The 20,104-nt window shown below is 37.9% G+C and carries 15 protein-coding genes; 4 read left to right on the top strand and 11 right to left on the bottom strand.

The genetic code is table 11. The features are described 5' to 3' along the window. Positions 1-429: 429 nt before the first annotated feature. Together CDC37_RS24845 and CDC37_RS23890 are read left to right on the top strand one after the other, a co-directional pair. Complete coding sequence (locus CDC37_RS24845) at positions 430-822, top strand: helix-turn-helix domain-containing protein (protein WP_096619923.1); 393 nt, start codon at positions 430-432, stop codon at positions 820-822. Beyond that, positions 720-1,376 (top strand): IS630 family transposase, encoded by a 657-nt coding sequence (locus CDC37_RS23890; RefSeq protein WP_330220810.1) that lies wholly within the window; start codon positions 720-722, stop codon positions 1,374-1,376. The genes CDC37_RS24845 and CDC37_RS23890 overlap by 103 nt, the downstream gene beginning before the upstream one ends. A gap of 1,301 nt (positions 1,377-2,677) precedes the next feature. On the opposite strand, the gene CDC37_RS02490 is transcribed toward CDC37_RS23890, so the two are convergent. Next, positions 2,678-3,097 (bottom strand): QcrA and Rieske domain-containing protein, encoded by a 420-nt coding sequence (locus tag CDC37_RS02490; protein ID WP_096620333.1) that lies wholly within the window; start codon positions 3,095-3,097, stop codon positions 2,678-2,680. A gap of 163 nt (positions 3,098-3,260) precedes the next feature. On the opposite strand from CDC37_RS02490, the gene CDC37_RS02485 reads away from it, so the two are divergent. Continuing rightward, positions 3,261-4,613, top strand: coding sequence for a helix-hairpin-helix domain-containing protein (locus tag CDC37_RS02485; RefSeq protein WP_096620332.1), 1,353 nt, complete (start codon positions 3,261-3,263; stop codon positions 4,611-4,613). A 507-nt stretch (positions 4,614-5,120) separates the two neighbouring features. Here the strand turns inward: CDC37_RS02485 and CDC37_RS02480 are convergent. From CDC37_RS02480 to CDC37_RS02470, 3 genes are all read right to left on the bottom strand, one after another. Beyond that, entirely contained in the window at positions 5,121-5,210 is a 90-nt protein-coding gene (locus tag CDC37_RS02480) for a PEP-CTERM sorting domain-containing protein (RefSeq protein WP_096620331.1), read from the bottom strand. Positions 5,211-5,360: 150 nt separating this feature from the next. Further along, positions 5,361-6,977: a tetratricopeptide repeat protein gene (locus CDC37_RS02475; protein WP_096620330.1), complete on the bottom strand. Its 1,617-nt coding sequence runs from the start codon at positions 6,975-6,977 to the stop codon at positions 5,361-5,363. A 392-nt stretch (positions 6,978-7,369) separates the two neighbouring features. Then, positions 7,370-8,113: a TVP38/TMEM64 family protein gene (locus CDC37_RS02470; protein ID WP_096620329.1), complete on the bottom strand. Its 744-nt coding sequence runs from the start codon at positions 8,111-8,113 to the stop codon at positions 7,370-7,372. Positions 8,114-8,688: 575 nt separating this feature from the next. On the opposite strand from CDC37_RS02470, the gene CDC37_RS02465 reads away from it, so the two are divergent. After that, a complete protein-coding gene (locus tag CDC37_RS02465; RefSeq protein WP_197707038.1) occupies positions 8,689-10,509 on the top strand; it encodes an autotransporter domain-containing protein in 1,821 nt (606 codons plus the stop codon). Positions 10,510-10,830: 321 nt separating this feature from the next. Here CDC37_RS02465 and CDC37_RS02460 read toward each other — a convergent pair whose 3' ends face one another. The 7 genes from CDC37_RS02460 to CDC37_RS02430 all read right to left on the bottom strand — a co-directional run bounded on the left by CDC37_RS02460 (position 10,831) and on the right by CDC37_RS02430 (position 20,033). Beyond that, entirely contained in the window at positions 10,831-12,258 is a 1,428-nt protein-coding gene (locus CDC37_RS02460) for a sugar transferase (protein WP_096620328.1), read from the bottom strand. 118 nt (positions 12,259-12,376) lie between these two features. After that, positions 12,377-13,612 (bottom strand): glycosyltransferase family 4 protein, encoded by a 1,236-nt coding sequence (locus CDC37_RS02455; RefSeq protein WP_096620327.1) that lies wholly within the window; start codon positions 13,610-13,612, stop codon positions 12,377-12,379. Between the two features lie 128 nt (positions 13,613-13,740). After that, entirely contained in the window at positions 13,741-14,985 is a 1,245-nt protein-coding gene (locus CDC37_RS02450) for a glycosyltransferase (protein WP_096620326.1), read from the bottom strand. A gap of 397 nt (positions 14,986-15,382) precedes the next feature. Then, positions 15,383-16,153, bottom strand: a complete 771-nt coding sequence (locus CDC37_RS02445) for a glycosyltransferase family 2 protein (protein ID WP_096620325.1) — start codon at positions 16,151-16,153, stop codon at positions 15,383-15,385. Positions 16,154-16,266: 113 nt separating this feature from the next. After that, entirely contained in the window at positions 16,267-17,445 is a 1,179-nt protein-coding gene (locus CDC37_RS02440) for a glycosyltransferase family 61 protein (RefSeq protein WP_096620324.1), read from the bottom strand. Between the two features lie 87 nt (positions 17,446-17,532). Continuing rightward, positions 17,533-18,759, bottom strand: a complete 1,227-nt coding sequence (locus CDC37_RS02435) for a glycosyltransferase family 4 protein (RefSeq protein WP_330220828.1) — start codon at positions 18,757-18,759, stop codon at positions 17,533-17,535. A gap of 23 nt (positions 18,760-18,782) precedes the next feature. After that, a complete protein-coding gene (locus CDC37_RS02430; protein WP_096620322.1) occupies positions 18,783-20,033 on the bottom strand; it encodes an O-antigen ligase family protein in 1,251 nt (416 codons plus the stop codon). Between the last annotated feature and the right edge of the window lie 71 nt (positions 20,034-20,104).

Raw genomic sequence — 20,104 nt, 5'->3', positions numbered from 1 at the left:
CAAGTTAAGAGGCAAAATAATTATTTTTACTTTGTCCTTTTCCCCTTAATATAAGGAAATTATGGCAACCTGGAAAATTTAATTTCTAGCCATTTAATATAGCTAACGTCTGTTCAGTTTAAAGCTATTTCATAATGCTTTCCACAATATAATTGGGCTTATAGGCAACTATATAATCAGTATTTCAGCTGATCTCTAACTCAGAATTTAGAGTTCATATCCTATGATCATATATTTTCTCAGAGAATGTTGATCAAGTATTAATAAACACTTGAGCCATCACTTAATTGAAGACGGTCAATAGGCTCAAATGGTATATTTTTCTTTATAAACTACTCCCGATTCCCGTACAGACGCGACATGTCACGTCTCTTACAGCACTTTCGAGGTAAATGAGGTACACTTGTTATTAGTGCATCAAAAATTAAAATGAAACCCTACTCAATCGATTTACGAGAAAAAATAGTAAGTGCTTACGAAAAGGGTGATACATCAATTCGAGGAGTAGCTGTGCAGTTTGGTATAGCAAAAAGCTATGTGCAGAAGCTAATCAGGCAAAAAAGATTGGAAGGGCATCTAGAACCCAAAAAGCAAGGTGGAGCAATGAAGGGTAAGCTAGATGATTACGGTAGCGAATTAGCAGAAATGGTTCAAAGTTACCCGGATTTAACTTTATTGGAATATTGCGAGTATTTTGGAGAAAAATATAACATTTGGGTGTGTGCAAGTGTGATGTGTTGTGCATTGCAAAAACAAGAATTAACTCGAAAAAAAAGACTTTACGTAGCAGCCAAGCGAAAACAGAAAGAGTCCAAAAACTGAGATTAGAATATTGGGAGAAAGTAAAACACATAGACCCAGAAAACCTTGTGTTTATAGACGAAATGGGTGTTTTGCTTGGTTTGACTAGAACTCATGCTCGAAGCGATCGCGGGAGTAGAGCTTATGATTTTAAACCATATTACCGAGGTGCAAAAATAAGTGTAATTGGAGGAATTAGCTTCAAAAAAGTCTTAGCTGTGATGACTTTAAATGGCTCAATGAATGGAGAAGCTTATAAAGTTTTTGTAGAGCATTTTTTACTTCCACAATTATGGGTTGGTGCAGTCGTTGTAATGGATAATCTGCCAGCACATAAAGTCGAAGAGATTAAGCCTTTGATTGAATCTGTAGGAGCAAGTGTTCTTTATCTATCTCCTTATTCCCCTGAATTTAATCCAATTGAACATTGGTGGTCACAATTAAAAGCGTTCTTAAAACAGTTTTCTCCTAAAAGTGCATCTGTAGTTGATGGTTTAATTAAAATTGCACTGACATTAGTTGATCCAAAGCATCTAAAAAATTGGTTTACTAATTGTTGCTACTGTACCTCATAAACCTCGAATCTGCTGTAAGCATTAAAATCGACTTTTAAAACATCCTCTAACTCTGGCTATAAATTTAATATTAAATTTATATTAAAAAAGGGCATCGAAAGAGATGCCCGTTATGCAGGAAAATCCCTAGATAAAGGATAAACCTACACCTTCCCAACAATCAGCAACAGTGGCTAGTTTTAGTTAGCCACACTCACAGTCATAGACGTGACTATAGGTTATATTATTAACTATTTATATGGAGTGACTTCAGTAGATGTGCTGAATTATTCTGACGGTAAAAAAATCTCAATATGGGAAAATTTTGCTGTTGACAATCAAAGGGTAAATATTGAAATATAATTGAAACATTCCAATGAATATAATGAATATTTTGAAACGAAAATGAAAATGATGATTTCACTAGCTGTAAAAATCTTTTAGTTAGTGTCGGGAATTCAGAACAGGTAAGAGGGAATAATTTTTACTTTTACCCTCTATTTCAACTTTTCACAGATCCAAAAAAAATTACAGATGCAAAATATTGCAGCCCGATGTGTCTATTATGACAGCATTTTCGGCGGTCAAAATAGCCTTGCAAGGGTTTTGAATTGCCAGATGTGAAATCAGCGCACTTGTTTTTGAGAAAAATGCTTGAATCTGTAGGAAGGAGTTATATTGATTCTCTTGTACTTTGCAATAAATAACACTAGAATAATCAACGGTTACAGCCCCTGATATGTAGCAAGCATTAGCGTAAACGATATTATACATTGACAGAAAAACCAAAATAACAGGTAGAGTTTTCAAGGCTTATAGCTAGATATTTAATCAGATTGAGGGTGATACTCCTTCTGAAGTCGCTAGGCGATCGCAGAACCTCATGGGTGATCGATCAAAGTCTGAAGTAACCTATTTGCGTTAATCCATATAGGGTCTGCGGTTAAAAGTCTTTTCGTGGGGATAGGGAACAGGGAGAGACGCGACATGTCGCGTACAGGGAATAGTTGTAACCCAATTATTCCACTTTTCACAAAACCCCAAAAATGACAAATGACAGGTTTTTCAGCCTTACATACCTACTGGGAAAGCACCTTTAATCCCTGGTGAAATATAGAGACGCGATATATCGCGTCTTTACTATTTTGCCGCAAGCCCTACATAGTTATTTTGTACGGTGCGTAAGTCTGATATCGATTCTCTTGTACTTTGCAATAAATGAAACTGGAATAATCAACGGTTACAGCCCCTGATATGTAGTAAGCATTAGCGTAAACGGTATTAGATACTTTAAGTATTCAAATCGACTTTTAAAACCTCCCCTAAATAGACTTTACCCAAACTCCGTCATCCTCAATTTTCACCCCATAGGTTTTCAAAGCTTGGGTTGCAGGATCTGCTAACCGCTTGCCATCGCGAGCAAATGCAGACTGGTGACAGGGACAGAGGAATTGTTGGTTTGTGCTTTGCCAATCTACCTTACAACCTTGATGGGGACAGGTGGGGTCAACGGCAATAATATCAGTTTTGGATGTCCCTACAACTAAAACTGGACCAATGGGGGAGTTTGGGGATTGTAACTGACCCTTTTGATCCAATTCAGAGACTGTACCGATATTTTGCCAATCAGAGGATGGGGATGTTTTAGTTGGTTCTGAGGAAGTGCAAGCAGCGATCGCAATTGGTAAACTGGAGGCAATGCTGCCAATCCCAAATAGGGTGATAAATTCGCGACGGTTCATAGATCAACAGGGGATATTACAGGATATCGAAGCAGCCTACCAAAATACCGGGATGATGGGGGATATTGGGAACAAAAATTAATTTCTCATGGGGTATGATTAACAAATCGCCTAATATGGAAAACATACCAAAATAAGTTTGTGGGATGTAGAGGTGGCAATAATGGTCAAAATTGTTGCACGTAAATCATTGGGACTCCATCACGTGTATGATATTGGTGTGGAGCAAGACCATAATTTTGTCATTCATGGTGGGTTGGTGGCATCCAATTGTTTTAATAAATCCCACTCCACTGCCTACGGTTATGTCACCTATCAAACAGCCTACCTCAAGGCTAATTATCCCCTAGAATATATGGCAGCCTTGTTGACTGCTAATAGTAATGACACCGACAAGGTACAGAAATATATTTCCACCTGTTTGAGTATGAATATCCAAATCGAACCACCGGACGTGAATCGGTCAGGTTTGGATTTTACCCCCGTTAATGGGAAAATTTTATTTGGTTTATCAGCAGTACGCAACCTCGGTCAAGGTGCGATCGCATCTATTTTATCTGCACGAACTGAAGGGGGTCCATTTACGTCTTTAGCAGATTTTTGCGATCGCGTCGATCTGCGAGCGGTGAATCGACGTACCCTGGAATCCCTCATTTATTGTGGAGCCTTTGACCAGTTTGATCCTAACCGTCAACAACTGCTAAAGGATGCAGAATTGGTTTATGAATGGGCTCAATCCCGTGCTAAAGATAAAGCCACAGGTCAAGGGAATATTTTTGATTTATTAGGAGGTAGTTTCGGTAGTCTGGATAATGGACAGGGGACAAAAAATACCTACGACAGCGCTCCCAAAGCCAAACCAGTACCAGACCTCCCCCCCCAAGAAAAATTACGGATGGAAAAGGAACTTCTTGGTTTTTATGTTTCTGACCATCCCTTAAAAAGTATTCGTCAGTCAGCGAAAATTTTAGCACCCATTAATCTAGTTCAACTGGGTGAACAAGCAGAAAATAGCCTTGTGTGTGCAGTGGCCATGTTGAATGGGGTGAAAAAAGTTGTCACCAAAAAAGGTGATCCAATGGCAATTCTGCAAATCGAAGATTTAACTACCACCACTGAAGCTGTGGTTTTTCCGAAAACCTATGAACGAATTTTTAATTTATTACAGGTTGATGCGAGATTGATTATCTGGGGTAAGGTCGATCGTCGCGATGAGCAAACCCAATTAATCGTGGAAGACGCAGAAACAGTAGAAAATATCCAAATGGTGATGGTAGAGTTAACTCCCCAGCAAGCGAGTCAACTTGAAGAACAGGACAAACTCAGAACCATTCTCAAAGAACAAGCTGGAGACAAAGATAAACCAAAAGTTCCCGTCATCGGAGTCATCCAAGCTGGGGGATATCGTCAATTAGTACGCCTAGGTCGCCAATTTTGGGTACAAGATTCTATTAATGCTGTTACTGCTTTACAAAGTGCCAATTTCCCTGCACGCATTCAACCTTTAGTTAATTAGGATTTGCTGTCAAAGTCTTGTTGGGAGGGTAGGGAACTGGGAGAAACCTGGGGGGGTGACGAAAAATTCTGAAACTACTATGCAGCAATAGTTTTAAACCGGTCTGTTATTATAAAGATAAACTTCATTTTCCGTTTTATTGATTCTATTATCAATAAGCTTCGGGCAAAAGCCTTATTTTTCCGTTGAACTTGGCTCTGAATTTAGTTTGATCGTTAAGGCGATACTCCTTCTTGAGTCACTGTGCGATCGCTATTCTATAATCCTTGCTGCATAAACCTTTGAATCTAGATTGTCACCCCCCAGGGGAGAAACACGACATGTCGCGTCTGTACAGGTAATACTCATGAAATATAAAAGTTTTTAAAAACCTCCTCGTCTATTGAAAAATTAAATCGTTGACAAGGATTATAGAGTTGAAAATTCGTTCAATTCACCTTCACCTCAGAATTCCACTTTTCACAGGCTATGAAAATTACAAATGCCAGGTTTTTCAGTCTTTCGTTGTCAAGCTTTTTTCTGGTACTGACGATGATAAACGAAATAACTTCCTAGTAGCAAAAACCCGGCGATCGCTGTTGGTTCGGGTACTGACATATCAGGAGCTATAACCCTTGATTATTCTAGTTTCATTTATTGTAAAGTACAAGAGAATCGATATTAGTTGTAAGCCTTGAGTAACGAATTCATTTTCCTTCTATTCACTACTCCCTACTCCCTAATCCCCACTCCCTGTATTTCTAAAAATTAGAAATTCAAGGAATCCAGGGATTGCTCTATATCCAATTCTAAAATGCGATCGCGTACTTTTTTATGTTCTCCTAATTTTCCTTGGTGACGATAGATTTCCGCAGCACGGTGCATATCTGCAAGTGCAAGTTGTTTGTTTCCCTTTGCGTCGTAAATTTCACCACGCAGGTAATATGCGTCCGGTTGATGGGTGTCGAGTTGGATGCTACGATTGAGGTCTTCTAGTGCAGTATATTCGTCCCCCCGTTCATGGTGGACTTTCCCACGTTGGTAGTATGTGTCTGCGTCGCTGGGATGAATTTGCAGAGCTTGGGTATAGTCAGCGATCGCACCTTCGTAATCTCCCAGGTCGTAGCGAGAATGGGCACGTTGTTTATATTCTACGGCTGTGGTGGGGTTGATTTCAATATTTGCCAGGATTTGCTCGATGATTTCTTGGTGCTGGTTGGATTGATTTGTGTCGGTTGCAGGTGTGTGGGATTGCAGTTGAATGGCGTAGGTATAGTCTTCGATTGCTCCTTGGTTGTCGTGGAGTTGGGAGCGAGCGTAGGCGCGGTTGATGTAGGATAGGATATCATGGGGATTGATTTGAATGGCACAGGTGTAATCTGCTAATGCGCCTTCATAATCGCCGATTTGATATCGAGCTAGTCCCATTTTTTGATAGGCTGGTGCATAATTGGGATTGATGGCAATGGCATTTAGATAATCACTAATTGCTCCTTCGTAATCGTGCATTTGTTGACGAGTTAGCCCGATTTTATAATAAATCTGCACGTCGTCCATACTTTGATGACTCAGGTTTAAGGCTTGATGATAGGCTGTAATTGCGGCTTCTAATTCGCCTTTTTCTACATAATCATCCCCTAATTTTATTTGCAAAGTCATTAAATCTCGATAATATTGGATGTAGTTATCTGGGTTGATATCATGGTTTAAGGGGGTAAAATTAATTCCAGATTGCGATTGTTGTGGTGTTGATAACGAATTAGCGGATTTCTCCCCCATTGATTGCTGGTTAAGCAACTCTAGATACGCAGCCATCCCCCCACCATACAATAGCTGATTAATCCCAAAGAAAATCCGACCCGTGCGCAATTTTACCATCTCACTAGGCAAAAAACCCGCCAAATATAGATGATACTCATTTTCAGCTTCGCTAACTTCCTCTTGAATCAACACACAAGCGATAATTGCATTTTTTTCCACTTCCTGGGAACTTACAGCCCAGCGCACCCGATCAATATCACCACATCTGGACTTAACGGCGATCGCAATTTCCGGATTACTAGTGAGGGTAAAGTCGATTTTATCATCCCCACCCCAACGTTTGGCATAATCCACTTCCGAAACCAACCCCCCCAATCTTTCCTTGATCACTTCTTCCCCCAATTTCCCCTTGAGAAAATTCACGAACACATCCCGTACAGAGGAAACCCGCTTATACTTTTCCGCCATTTTCCAGCAGAAATCCCGCAGGTAAATCAACCTTTCACCAGTAATTACCGTCAATTCACTATGTAAACCCACACAAGGGTTGTGGAGTACATAACCAGATGCAAACCGCTTTACAAAGTCTAATTGCTGCTTTTGCAGTAATGTTATCCACTCCATCTATCAAACGGTTATCACATTTTAATTGACTTAAGTATAAGTAATTTTACTGATATAAATTGGCGATCGCATTTTTTGTATTGTTTCTTAACTTGAACTTGAATTTGACGCTGCATCAAAAATCTGCTGTGCTGTCAGTTGCAATTCTGGAAAAGTTGGAGACAGTAAGCGTGGAATAAGTAGGTAGGTGCTATTAAACATAAAACCCGACGTAACCGATCATTCGACTCAAAGCCTTACTCCCGTACAGACACGATATATCGCGTCTCTCCCTACTCCCTGATCTCAACGACAATTTTTACCACCCACCTACTTAAATGACTTAATTTTGTTCTCCTCTCGATTTCCAATGCAGAAACCAGTTTGAGGGATTTACTCCCCATCCGAATTGATTAATTTTCCACACCAGTATCACTTTCAGCCATACTTTCTTTTAGTGCTTGACGAGCAATTTTACTGAGATATATAGTAATTGCGATCGCGGCAATTAAACCTATTCCCTGCAACAACCATTGTCCAATTTGGGCTGTGGTATTTGTGGGTAAATTTTGAGGATTCATAGTTGAGATATTACCCACCAAGGTACCAATATAAACATATAATATTATACCAGGAACCATGCCGATGGAGGCATAGATATAATCCTTCAGGGAAACCTGGGTGACACCGAATATATAGTTTAATAAGTTAAAGGGAAATACGGGCGATAATCGGGTTAGTAAGACAATTTTAAATCCTTCTTTCCCAACTGCTCGATCAATGGCTTGAAAGTGAGGATAGCGACTAATTTGTCTATGTACCCAATCCCGCGAAAAATAACGACCAATCAGAAAGGCAAAAGTTGCACCAAAGGTTGCAGCAATTAACACATATACCGAACCCCAGAATAAACCGAATAAACAACCCCCCTTAATTGTTAAAATGGAACCGGGAACAAATAATAAAGTCGCCAAATTATATATCGCCATATAACCAATTGGTGCCCAAACTCCCCAATTTTGAATAGTAATTAATCCACGTTGATAAAGTTGTTGCAAATCAAATTGTCTGGAGAGGACTACCATCCCAGCGATCGCGATCGCCATCAGCAGGAGTTTGAGTTTCGATTGACCAGAAGGTTTGGATTGATGATTCATGGGTTGGGTTTTCTCAGCAAATAACTCAACGATAGGAGAATTGAGGATAATGAACTGCTGAAGATAGACTTTTTTTGACTGATTCGCTGATAATTTACTGCTACTGCTGAATTTAGGTAATTAAGTAATGTGTCTTTTAGTTGTATATTGTATGACTCTTAACTAAAGATAATATTATCCATCGGATAAACGGTTAAAAATTCAGATTTGATTGCGGTATTCAGTTTTTATTACTTCCAAAATTTAATAATTAAGTCAGCAATTAAAAAAAACATAGATGCGCAGCATCTTCTCCAAGATTACTATGTAACGAAAAGCAAAGCCTAGGTATTTGACTCGTAGTTGTACTTTAGTGCCATATTTAGCTACCCCTTTGCAGGCGATCGCACCGACTTATTTACCAATTTAAAAAAGAATGGGACAAATGGAAAGATGAAACCCGGATATAAAAAACTACTCCCTCCTCCCTGGAAATTTTAGGGTTTTGTGAAAAATCCGGAGTAAGAGTCATCCAAAATTATTTGCCGATATTTGAAGCATTGTGAATAAACTTTATTAAATCCAAATCAAAGCATATGAATATTTTCCCCCAGATCAAAAAAATCCTACCCGGAATAGCCGTAGCTTCCATTATGACATGCTGTTTATTTTTCACACAGACAAAAGTAACAGCCCAGCCATTTCCAGAAGCCTATATTTTTGGAGACAGTCTCTCCGATGACGGGAATTTATTTAGAATTACTGAGGGACAAATTCCTCCACCTCCCTATTTTCAAGGACGTTTTACCAATGGATTTATTTGGGTCGAACGTTTAGAAGCATTATTAGAATTAGACCCAAATCAAACGACTAATTTTGCCCTTGGTGGTGCAACATCGGGAACACGTAACACAGTTGTTGATTTCCCTTTGGGATTACAAACCCAAATAGGTAATTTTGTTTCCACTCCAGGTCAAGCTAATTCCCAAGCTTTGTATATAATCTGGATTGGTTCTAACGATTATCTCGGTTTACGAGCAACAGATACCACCAGTGTGATTAACAATATTACCGGTTCCATTAATGCCCTCAAAGACAAAGGTGCGAGAAACTTCCTGGTGGTCAACCTACTCGACCTGGGGAAAACGGTGCAGGAAAATGCCCTAGGAACTGCTGTTAGTAGCACTGCCCTGACAAACACCCATAATAGCGAATTACAAGTTGCCTTGCAAGGATTAGCCCAGCAAAACCGGAATCTAAATATTATTCCCCTAGACGTAAATGCTTTGCTTTCCGAAGTATTAGCAGAACCGGGTAAATTTGGTTTTACCAACTTGAGTGAACCTTGTTTTAATCGTGAAGCGGGTACTGTTTGTAATAATCCGAATGAATATTTATTTTGGGACTTTATTCATCCCACAGCACGGGGTCATCAACTAATTGGGGAATATGCAGCAGCAGTAATTAATGCACCCCAAACGATTATCCCCCAGAGCGAGATTGCCTTGGGTATAGCTCAACGCCAAACCCAGCTGATTGATAGTCGCTTGCAAGCACTGCAAATCCAATCCTCCCAACCAACTAATCAACCCTGGGGAACCTTTGTCAATGGTAATATTAACTTTGGCGATCGCAATTCTAGTAATGACAACCCCGGTTATGACTTCACCACTTCCGGTGTCACCGTCGGAGTTGATTATCGGGTCGCAGATAATTTAGCTGTTGGTGTAGCCTTTGGTTTAGTAGGTAATGAAACCAACTTCAATCGCAACCGGGGTAAATTGGAAAGTAATGGTTACGGTATTTCTTTATATAGTAACTACAGCCAAACCAACTTCTGGACGAATGCCATTCTCAGCTACGGAAATAACGACTTTGATATTAACCGCAAAACCAACTTTGATAACCGGACAGCCACAGCCACAACCAACACCAGTCAATTTTCTGCTAGTCTGAAGGGAGGATACATCGTCCGTTCAGGAAATCTTGCCTATGGGCCAATTTTAGGTGTCCGATATGACCGTGTGAATATCGACGGTTATACCGAAACCGGCGCACAAAGCCTCAATTTAAAAGTCAACGACCAGAATGCGGAAGCATTTACCTTAAGTATTGGTGCGCAAGCAGCCGTTGAATTTAATACTGGCTCCACTAAAATAATTCCCCATCTCCGTGTTAGTTACGAACGGGAATTAGGAGAAAACACCCGCACCATCACCACAGAACTACTGAATCAACCGGGAATACCACGACGGATTAACACACCAGAACGGGACAAGGATTATCTCAAGCTAGGAGTGGGAACCCAAGTTGTATTTTCCCAAAATTTTGCCGGAGCAATCGATTATGAAACGGTGATCGGTAGGGAAAACTTTAGTGATAACCTAGTCAGAGGTGAGATTCGGTACTCGTTTTAAGGGAATAATTTATCAAGTATTTTGCAAAAATATTTTTCCAGTAAATCCTAAGTATTCCTTTGCATTAATTTTGTTGGATGGATATAACACCAATTTGGAAAAAGAATGCGACAGATGAATTTCGTTGGTAGAGACGTAATATATTACGTCTCCAGATATAATATATTGCGTAATATATTACGTCTCCAGAATATATTACGTATCATATTGAGTATATGTTGCAAACATTTTTGGAATTGGTACAGGTAGTACGACTTACGCGACAAAGACTTCACAATCCATAGACACACCTTAGTCTAAAATCCAAAATCCCATCATTCCTCAATAAGCACCACTCTTCTGCAACACTACTCGTACCGTCCGCAACAAAATCCGAATATCCATCCATAAAGACCAATTTTCAATATAAGCAATATCCAACTTTACCGCATCCTCAAAATTATCAATATCCGAACGACCAGAAACCTGCCATAAACCCGTAATTCCCGGTAACACCTCCTGACGAATAAAATGCATCTTCTGAAACCGTTCCACATCCCGAATCGGTAAAGGACGCGGACCGACTAAACTCATTTCCCCAAACATCACATTAAATATCTGCGGTAACTCATCCAAACTATAACGACGCAAAAACTTTCCTAACCGAGTTACCCGTGGATCATCCTTGAGCTTAAACAACACCCCATCCTTAATTTCATTTTTCGCTTCCAAATCCGCTTGTAACTTCTCTGCATTCGTCACCATTGTTCGGAACTTCCAAATTTTAAACTTCTTGCAATGCAAACCAACCCGCTCTTGACGGAAGAAAACCGGACCCGGAGAATCCAACTTAATTAACAACGCAATAGTTAAATAAACAGGTGACAGCAAAAATACCAAAATTAGTGAACAGCACAAATCAAAACACCGCTTCACCCAAAAATCACTACCAATAATAATTGGTGCTGGAATTGTTAAACAATTCATATCCCCCAAACTCCAATTCAATGACTTCGGGTAACGAAACTGCTGTTCACTCGGTAAAACCCGTAGCGTAATCCCAGCCGTGTAAAAATGCCAACACACATACAACCGATTCTTGATCGCATCCCAGGAAACAAACGCTTCAGTAATACCCAACTGACGCAAATACGCAAACGTCTGTTCACGATTACCTAAATCTAAACAACCCGGTTCATCCACCCCCACAATCGTGTAACAATTTTCCTTTTCAATCAAACCGATATCATCCAGTTTCCGATTTGCTTCCGTAATTACAAAAGCAGAATGACGAATTACCCCGTTTTCTCGCAATAAACGGGTTCCCCAATCAAAAAGTAAACGTGATAAACAAATAGCAGTAATGGAAAATATCCAAAACAGCAAAAAACTCGAACGAGACAGATACTGCTCTGGTTCATAGAGAAAAGCAAGCAGCAATAAAATAATATTTGCTAGTGATACAGTTTTACAAATTTGTCCATAATTACGGCGATACACTCCAGCTTTATACAAACCAGACGAGAGAAAAATACTAATTACAACAATCAGACTAACCAGAAAAAAAGAACTACGTTGCGTCCAAGGAGAAGCTAGAGGAGTTCCATAATTAATTGCTAAACTCCATGCTATTGATAACGCAATTACATCCAGTCCAATCAACGTGAAAACTCGAATCACCCGAATTGGTAAACCTCTTTGAATTCCCCTTGATTTGGGAGAACGCAGGTCGGATTTTAAGTCAGATAGAGAGAGGGATTTATAAGCCATAGGATGACACTTATACTGATGGAATATATCCACTGAGAATGAACATATTACTAAATCAATTACTCAGTTTCATTCTGTATTCAAAATGAGACTTAAGTGATTTTGAATTTTTAAAAACCTAATTTCCAGAGTAACGCACAATATTTTTCATCGAGCTTTTCGGTTGCATTAACAAATGAGCATAAGCATCTAACAATTTAGGAGCTTGATGTCGCCATTCCAAAATTTCTTCCATTCGTCTTTGTCCTTCTGCACCAATTTTTTGCCGTAGTTCAGGGGATTCAACTAATTCAAGAATTTTCTCTGCAAATTCCTGTTCATCATTCGGTTTAGCATATAAAGAAGCAGACTGCGCAGAACGTCTTCCCTCAATTAAATCAAACTGCACAATGGGTTTTCCCAGCGCCATATATTCAAGAATTTTATTCATCGTACATTTATCGTTATATGCAGATTGAGGTGAAGGTTCGACACATAAATCACTGCTAGAAAGACGCTCTAAAAGCTCTTTACCTGTTTTGAACCCCGTAAACTCCACAAAATCAGTTATTCCTAACTCTTGAGATAAAACTTGCAGTTTTTCAAAAGCAGGACCATTCCCAATCAACATGAAATGCATATCCCGTCGATTCTTCTCCATAACCAGATACTGAATGATTCGCAAAAGATAATCAATTCCTTCCGGTTCACCCATTACACCCATATAACCAATCAAGTATTTTTTGCCTCGTTTATAACTTTCATTCACAGGCATTTTAGTAAATCTCGATAGATCGGGAGCGCTCCTCACCACAAAAACCTCATCAGCTTTCTTACCTCCCCTAGTCAGAGCAACCTCTTGGTGAGATTCATTCGTTGCGATCGCTAAATCTGCTGTCAGATAAGTCAAGCGCTCCACCAAGCGTAAACAGTAGTAAAAAATATCACGGCGATTATACTTGGCTACGTACATTTCCGGACTCAAGTCATGGTGATCGAAAATAACTTTAACTCCATGAAATAACTTAAACCATCCTGCTGTTAAGAATAACAAGTCGGGAGGATTGCAAATATGGACAACATCAAAACCCCTTTCTTTCCATACCTTGTGTGCAAGACGAAATTGCCAAAAAACGGCAGCAGCATACTCTCGTAAATAACCTTTAACTGAACTTTCCTCTTTCGGTAAAGGATGACGATAGATATGAATTCCTTCAATTATCTCGTAATCTTTCTCGTAATTTTTACCAGTAGGACAGATTACGGAAACATCGTAGCCAGCTTTTTTCAAAGTCGTGGCTTCCATCCATACCCGTCGGTCAAAAGGAACAGGTAAATTTTCAACAATGATTAAAACTTTTTGTGGAGCAATCATCTATTTTTACTTAATTAACTAAATTACACTCAATTGCAACAATAGGTTGAAGATTTTTGGAAGTAAATGTTTTAGCTTTTAATGGCTTGTTCAGAGATGCTTTGAGATAACAATTTACAACACAAAAACTAATTTTTAACTTTATTTATTTGCTCCTTTCTCCTGTATTCTGTATCCTTCAATGCTCCTGCATTTACTTTTTTTCGCCAGGAATCAATTGCCTTTTGATAAATACTAATCAGCACTTGATGATTCTTTTCTAAAGAATAATCAGTTTCATACTGATGACGTGCTAAACTACCCCGACGTTGAATTTCCACCGGGTCAGACCACGCAGACTGTACCACACGAGCTAAATCTTTCGGGTCTCCCACTTGAAAATGCCAACCTGATTTTCCATCTTGAATAATCTCACCCATTCCACCTAAATTACTAGCGATAACAGGTAATCCCGTAGCAAAAGCTTCCGCAATAGCCATCGGAAAGCATTCATACCATTCCGAAGGAAATATTAAAAGTCGCGCATTTTGCATCAGTTCTATCACTTGATGACGAGGTACAGCACCTAAATATTCGATTCCCGGTGGTAAATCATGATGAAATAAAGATTCTAGTACTCCCCTACCAACCACCTTCAACGGAATAGAATCATCTAAAAGATGCCAAGCTTTTAACAGAGTTTTCACCCCTTTTTGGGGTATTAATCTACCAGCAAATAGTGCATAGTTTCCCTTGTGTTCACCTACCCTAATATCTGAATTTACAAAATTAGGCTTCACTGCTATTTTCTCCGCAGGTAAACCCCCTTGAATAAATTTTTGACGAGCGAATTCTGTCAGGGCAATATAAGCATCTATATCATTTTCATAGGTTCCCCTCAATCGATGAAATGTTAAACCTTGAACTGCAAAAATAGTACTAATTGTACTCCGACGATAGCAACTATTAATCAACGCAGGATAGGTAAAACTCTTATCAATACAATCTTCACAAATACTTTCGTTGCGATATAAATTAGAACCAGGACAGATAAATTTGTAATTATGTAATGTTTGAACTACGGGTACATTACAATCATGGCACGCAGAATATATTGATGCAGATATTAAAGGAATTGTATTATGAACATGAACAATATCCGGTCGAAAATCACCTATTTTCTGTTGAAGTTTAATATAAGCATCCTGAGACCAAGTAGACTGAAATGACAATTTCACTTTATCTACCAATCCCAAATCATCAAGAACAGAATTTTTAACAATCCACTGCTTGACTTCATGACCATAATGATTCAGCATCCGATACTCAGCATCAACAACCGCTTCTTCCCCACCTGAGTGTTGATACTCGTTATGTACTTGAAGTATTTTCATGACATTGGTATTACTAATTTCAATAATATTGACATTCGACCCATAGTTAATTACAAAAAATCATCAATATACAGCAATCCTATTTAAGTCGTGAAAAATAGCGTACCGTTGACTGATAACCGGTGATTGTTAACTAACCGTCAACTGTCAGCCGTTCATAACTCTATATGTAAGTATGTAAGATTTCACAAATCCTGCTCAAACTGCTGTTTTTAGTAAATAAGTGGTAATAAATGAGTAACAGATAGATTTTTCTCTGACCCTAAAAGCTCTACCTATCGACTTGAAAATTGACCTGAATTTCTCACGAGTAATTTGTCAGCCGTTAGGGATTGATTTGTCTTCGACTCCCTTTTCCCTGTGAATTTTATGTAAGAAATACGGATTTAGATTTTTCTTACCAATAGCATCCTGCTGCTAGTTTCCAAGAAAGTCGTATTCCTTTAGCAAATATCTTTTTAGCTCTGACAGCATAATTAGACTCATCTCCATAGTATTTTTGTCGCAGAATCTTTTTTTCTAAGTTCTTTTGTGATAGCAGACGATAGGTCTTTTGTTCAGGATATATTCGCATTCGAGACCAAGGTCTACGTCGGTGATATAGATGGGTAATCTCGCTAAATCGTAGCCAAAGGTCAGCATCCATAGCCACATCAAACTTCGTATTGAGTCCACCAACTTCCTCATATAAATCTCTGCGCCAAAAAGTCGAGGGTTGGGGAATAAAATTATGCTCATATAACAAGATAAATCGATTGAATGCTAATTCCTTTCTAATTTTTAGCAATCTATCTTTAGTATCAATCCAAGTAGTATCACCATAAACTACACGTGCTTGAGGATTTTGAGAGAAAAACTCAGCAACTTCTTGAAAAGTCCAAGGTTCAAGTAAATCATCAGAACATAACCATCCCAAAATATCACCTGTTGCTCGATTAAAACCCTTAATCAAAGCATCAGTTTGTCCATTATCTGATTCGCTAACCCAATAGGTTAAATATTCCGCATATTTATGAATAATATCAACACTGCCATCAGTAGAACCGCCATCAATAATTATGTATTCTAAATTAGGATAATTTTGGCTCAATACGCTTTGGATAGTTGCTTCCAGGAAAGGAGCTTGGTTATAAGACGGAGTAACAATACTAATTTTGGGTAATTTCATATATCTCAAAGATTATCTCGGAATCTGAAAAATTCGAGTGTATTTAAGTAGCTAAAATCAGCTTTATTTACTATTTAAGACAAGAGGACGATTAATTATATCTACACATCAATTTATGTAATTAATTGTTTGAGGAGATGGTGAAGACGCTCAACATCTACTATCATGTCACCCTTTCCTTTTCTCAGCTTCTGTAGATAAGGTTGATGACATTCAAAACACCAGTAAGTAAAACCTAATATGGTTGATATAAGATAATAATGGGGGCTAACCCAAGGGTTAACAAATTCAATCACTGTTATTGGTTTTTTAGAAAAAATGATATTTGTCAAACCTGCACCATGAGGAGCAATGACAATTTCTGCTGATGAAAATAATTGTATTTGTTCCCACAAACTCATATCTTCTAAGGTATAGCGAACAAATCCAAATTGACTGAGAAGCTGAATTAATTTTTCCTCATTTATCACTCTACGTCCGGATGCTTTAGAGCGTGAAATATATATCCTTGGGGAGAATGAATACTGATTTTTATTAGCATTCTGGTTCTGGATATTCCTCAATATCTGTCCACGTAACCAATGTAATGCTGAAGGGGATATCCAATTTCCGGGTTGTCTAAATGTTGGGACTATCAATTTTTTTAAATGAATTTTTTTTCTTTTGTCCCAGTGGATATAAGTACCTGGTTCATAACCTAAAAGTTTTAAAGATTCGATTTGCCATGAAGTTGGATTTGAGTCAATAATTAATAGAGGTTTGTCACCAGTATACTTTTGATAATACTCAAGTCCTTCTAGACGTGTTAAACAATCTAAAAACCAGTGATAATAACTTTTACTCCTGAAGTTTACTAATGAACAAGCTGAACCCAAATGATATCCGTTAGCAAAAGGTATTTTTTTAAGAAATAAACTTTCTACAGATATAGAACCATCAAACCTAGGACTTAAATCACCAAGAGGGGGTTGAGTAGTTTCGGAAATAATATTTCCTTCCTTATCAAAACCTACTGCTATATCTCCTATCAGTTGAGCATTTTCTATTTCCGACACAATAGGTCTATTTATACTAAAGGGAAGACTTGTTACTTTGATTGATTCAGGTATTTCTCCAATGTTGTTAGGTCGTTGAGGTGAAATATATTCTTTCAAACCATAAGTTAAATTTACATATCCTTCTTGATTTGTTAATAACTGGTTATTGGTGATAATTTTGATACCTAATAATTTTAATAATAATGGAAAGACAAACTTATCTCTTTGGTTTCTTCTTAGTAAATTTAGAGTCATTTTTATCAATTGATTGTTCGTGAGTCCCGTTACATAATCAACTATGTATTTTCAGCAAGATTCGGATAAAAAATATTTCATGTAAATCTATGTTAGTTGACTGTAAAGAGACATGTAACGACGTGCTTGAATTTCCAGAGAAAATTCCCTTTCAGATTTTTCACGAGCGCGATCGCATAATTTTTGATGTCGCTGTGGATTCTCCAATACCCAAGCTATTCCTTGAGCTAAATCTTCAATGTCAAACGGTTGAGCCAAGTAACCATTTTGCTGATGCTCAATCATATCTGGTACACCACCAACATTAAATGCAACTGCGGGAGTACCACATGCGATCGCTTCTAACACCGTATTTGGTAAATTATCTTGAATCGATGGAGCAACAAATACATCTACAGCAGCATATATTTGGGACAAAGAAATATCATCTCTTAACTTACCTAGAAAGTGAGTTTTAAATCCGAGAATTTCATCACCATTGTTTTGAGAAGCACCAATAACCACTAACTCTATCTTCTGATTCCATCCTGAATTACATAATTGTTGTAAGGCAGATTTGAGAAAATTAAATCCTTTCCGTGGAGAACTTGTTGCATTCACAGCAACAAATAAAACTAATTGCTTATTAGTCGGTAAATTCAGTAATTGTCTAATTACCTGACGATTAATAGGTTTATATTGTTGTATATCTAAACCGTAGGGGATAACTTCTATTCTCCGATTTCGGAAAAGAGAACTATTAGCAGCACATTTACTCAGCCATTGACTAGGAGTAACAATGGTTAAGTTAAGATTTTTCCAAGCTTGACGTTTTCGATACCATATTAAACGGGATAAATCTAAACTGGTGTGACTATTTAACTGAGGACAATTACCACAATTAACCATATAACGACCACAATCTTGGTCGTAATGACATCCTCCCGTAAAAGCCCACATATCATGAAGAGTCCAAACGATGGGACAATTTATTTTTTTGATTGTCTCAATTTTCAAGAAACTTTCATTTATCCAATGTAAATTGATAATATCGGGAGCAATCCGCGAAACCTGTGAATGAATAGAGTCTATAAACCATTGAGTGGAGAATTCTGATTGGGGACGCTGACGATATAATTTAGCTGGTACAGCATCTAAAGCATGGCCTACTTTTGCTAGTAATTTATGTGAACTCTTTTGAGGTGCTATGATATTTTCATGACTACTTGACTTCGATTGTACTAACATTAGGGACTCTGCTTGAATCTCTAATAAACCTTGATGTAATCTATAAGCAGAGCGAGCAGCACCACCAATGATGTCATAAGTGCTCACATGTAATATTCTCATATTTTTGATCAGCTTGAATAATTTAAATTTTTATATTTATTGTATTTAGGATTAACTGTTGGAGAAACAACTGCGCTTGAATATGCAATTGATATGTATAAAACCCACAATAAATTGCGGTAATCAAGGAAACCCATAGAGTCATAATAACTAATAATAGTTATGAGTAATAAGAATTGGAGCATCCAAAAAAACTCTATTTGCTTAGTTAAAGCTAGTAATAAAATAACTCTCCCTAAAGTTATTGATAAACTAATTAACATCAAAGATAACCCTAACCACCCTAACTGCAAAAAGGATTCAATGTAACTACTGTGAGAGTTACCACCTCCTTCTCCTACTCCCCCAATCCAAGAGAACTTCAAGGCTACACCGAGACTTTCGGTTGGATTCGTCCAGAAACCAGCATATCCATAACCCAACCAAGGTCGCTCCAAACCCCGATCAATTAAATAATTCCAAAGAGGTTCTCTTCCTGTTAAGTCCATTTGTTTGCCCAACAAATCGACCACAATAAATTCTAAGTTTGTGAAAATAGTCAAAGCAATAATTCCACAAATCAAAATTGCAAAAATTCCCAGGATTATTTTGAGCTTATATCCTTGTTTTACAATCTTATAAAAGGGTAAGAGAGGTAGTAGACCCACAAAAATTCCCAAACTACCCCGACCTTGAGATAATAGAAGGATCAAAAATGCAATTCCCGCTCCGATTAATGCCTTTAAACGATACCTATGACCATAAAAATATATATCCAAAAAAAGCATCGTAGCCATGACCATTGTTGCAGCTAAGGAATTTTTGTAAGTGCTGATTCCCCTCCACCCTCCTTCTATGCCGTAGGATGGCATTGCCAGAGGTACAACTAAATTAATCAATGTATATACGCTCAATAACCAGATTAATAGTCGCACTTGTTCCTTGGGAGAGTAACGTGTAGCTAAATATATCCCAAATGCAGTAGAAAAAATAAAAGCTCTTGAATAGGTTAAGGTAATATCAGGATTAGTAGACCACAAGAATGATAAAGGTACATAGGCTATTAATACCGACAAAATGAAATCCTGTTTTAACACCCAAACAAACTGTTTCCAGGAACTCAAAATTAATAATGGAATTGTCAAAAAACCAAATAAAGCCCAAGCTTGAATTACTGGTCTAGGTAAATTAGGTCCAAGATAATAGAAAAATAGTAAAAAAATAGTGGCAATCTCTATTTTATTTACCAGTTTCTTCTTGATTTTTAATGATGAATACATTGAAATTAGAGTAATAAGTTTTATCTCCCGAAGATATAACTTATAAAAGCGTGTAAATTATGGTATGGTAT

Origin of the sequence: Calothrix sp. NIES-3974 (genome assembly GCF_002368395.1) — a bacterium.
Classification (GTDB): Bacteria; Cyanobacteriota; Cyanobacteriia; order Cyanobacteriales; family Nostocaceae; genus NIES-3974.
Note: the sequence above shows the minus strand (reverse complement) of the source record. Positions and strands in the feature narration are given on the sequence as shown.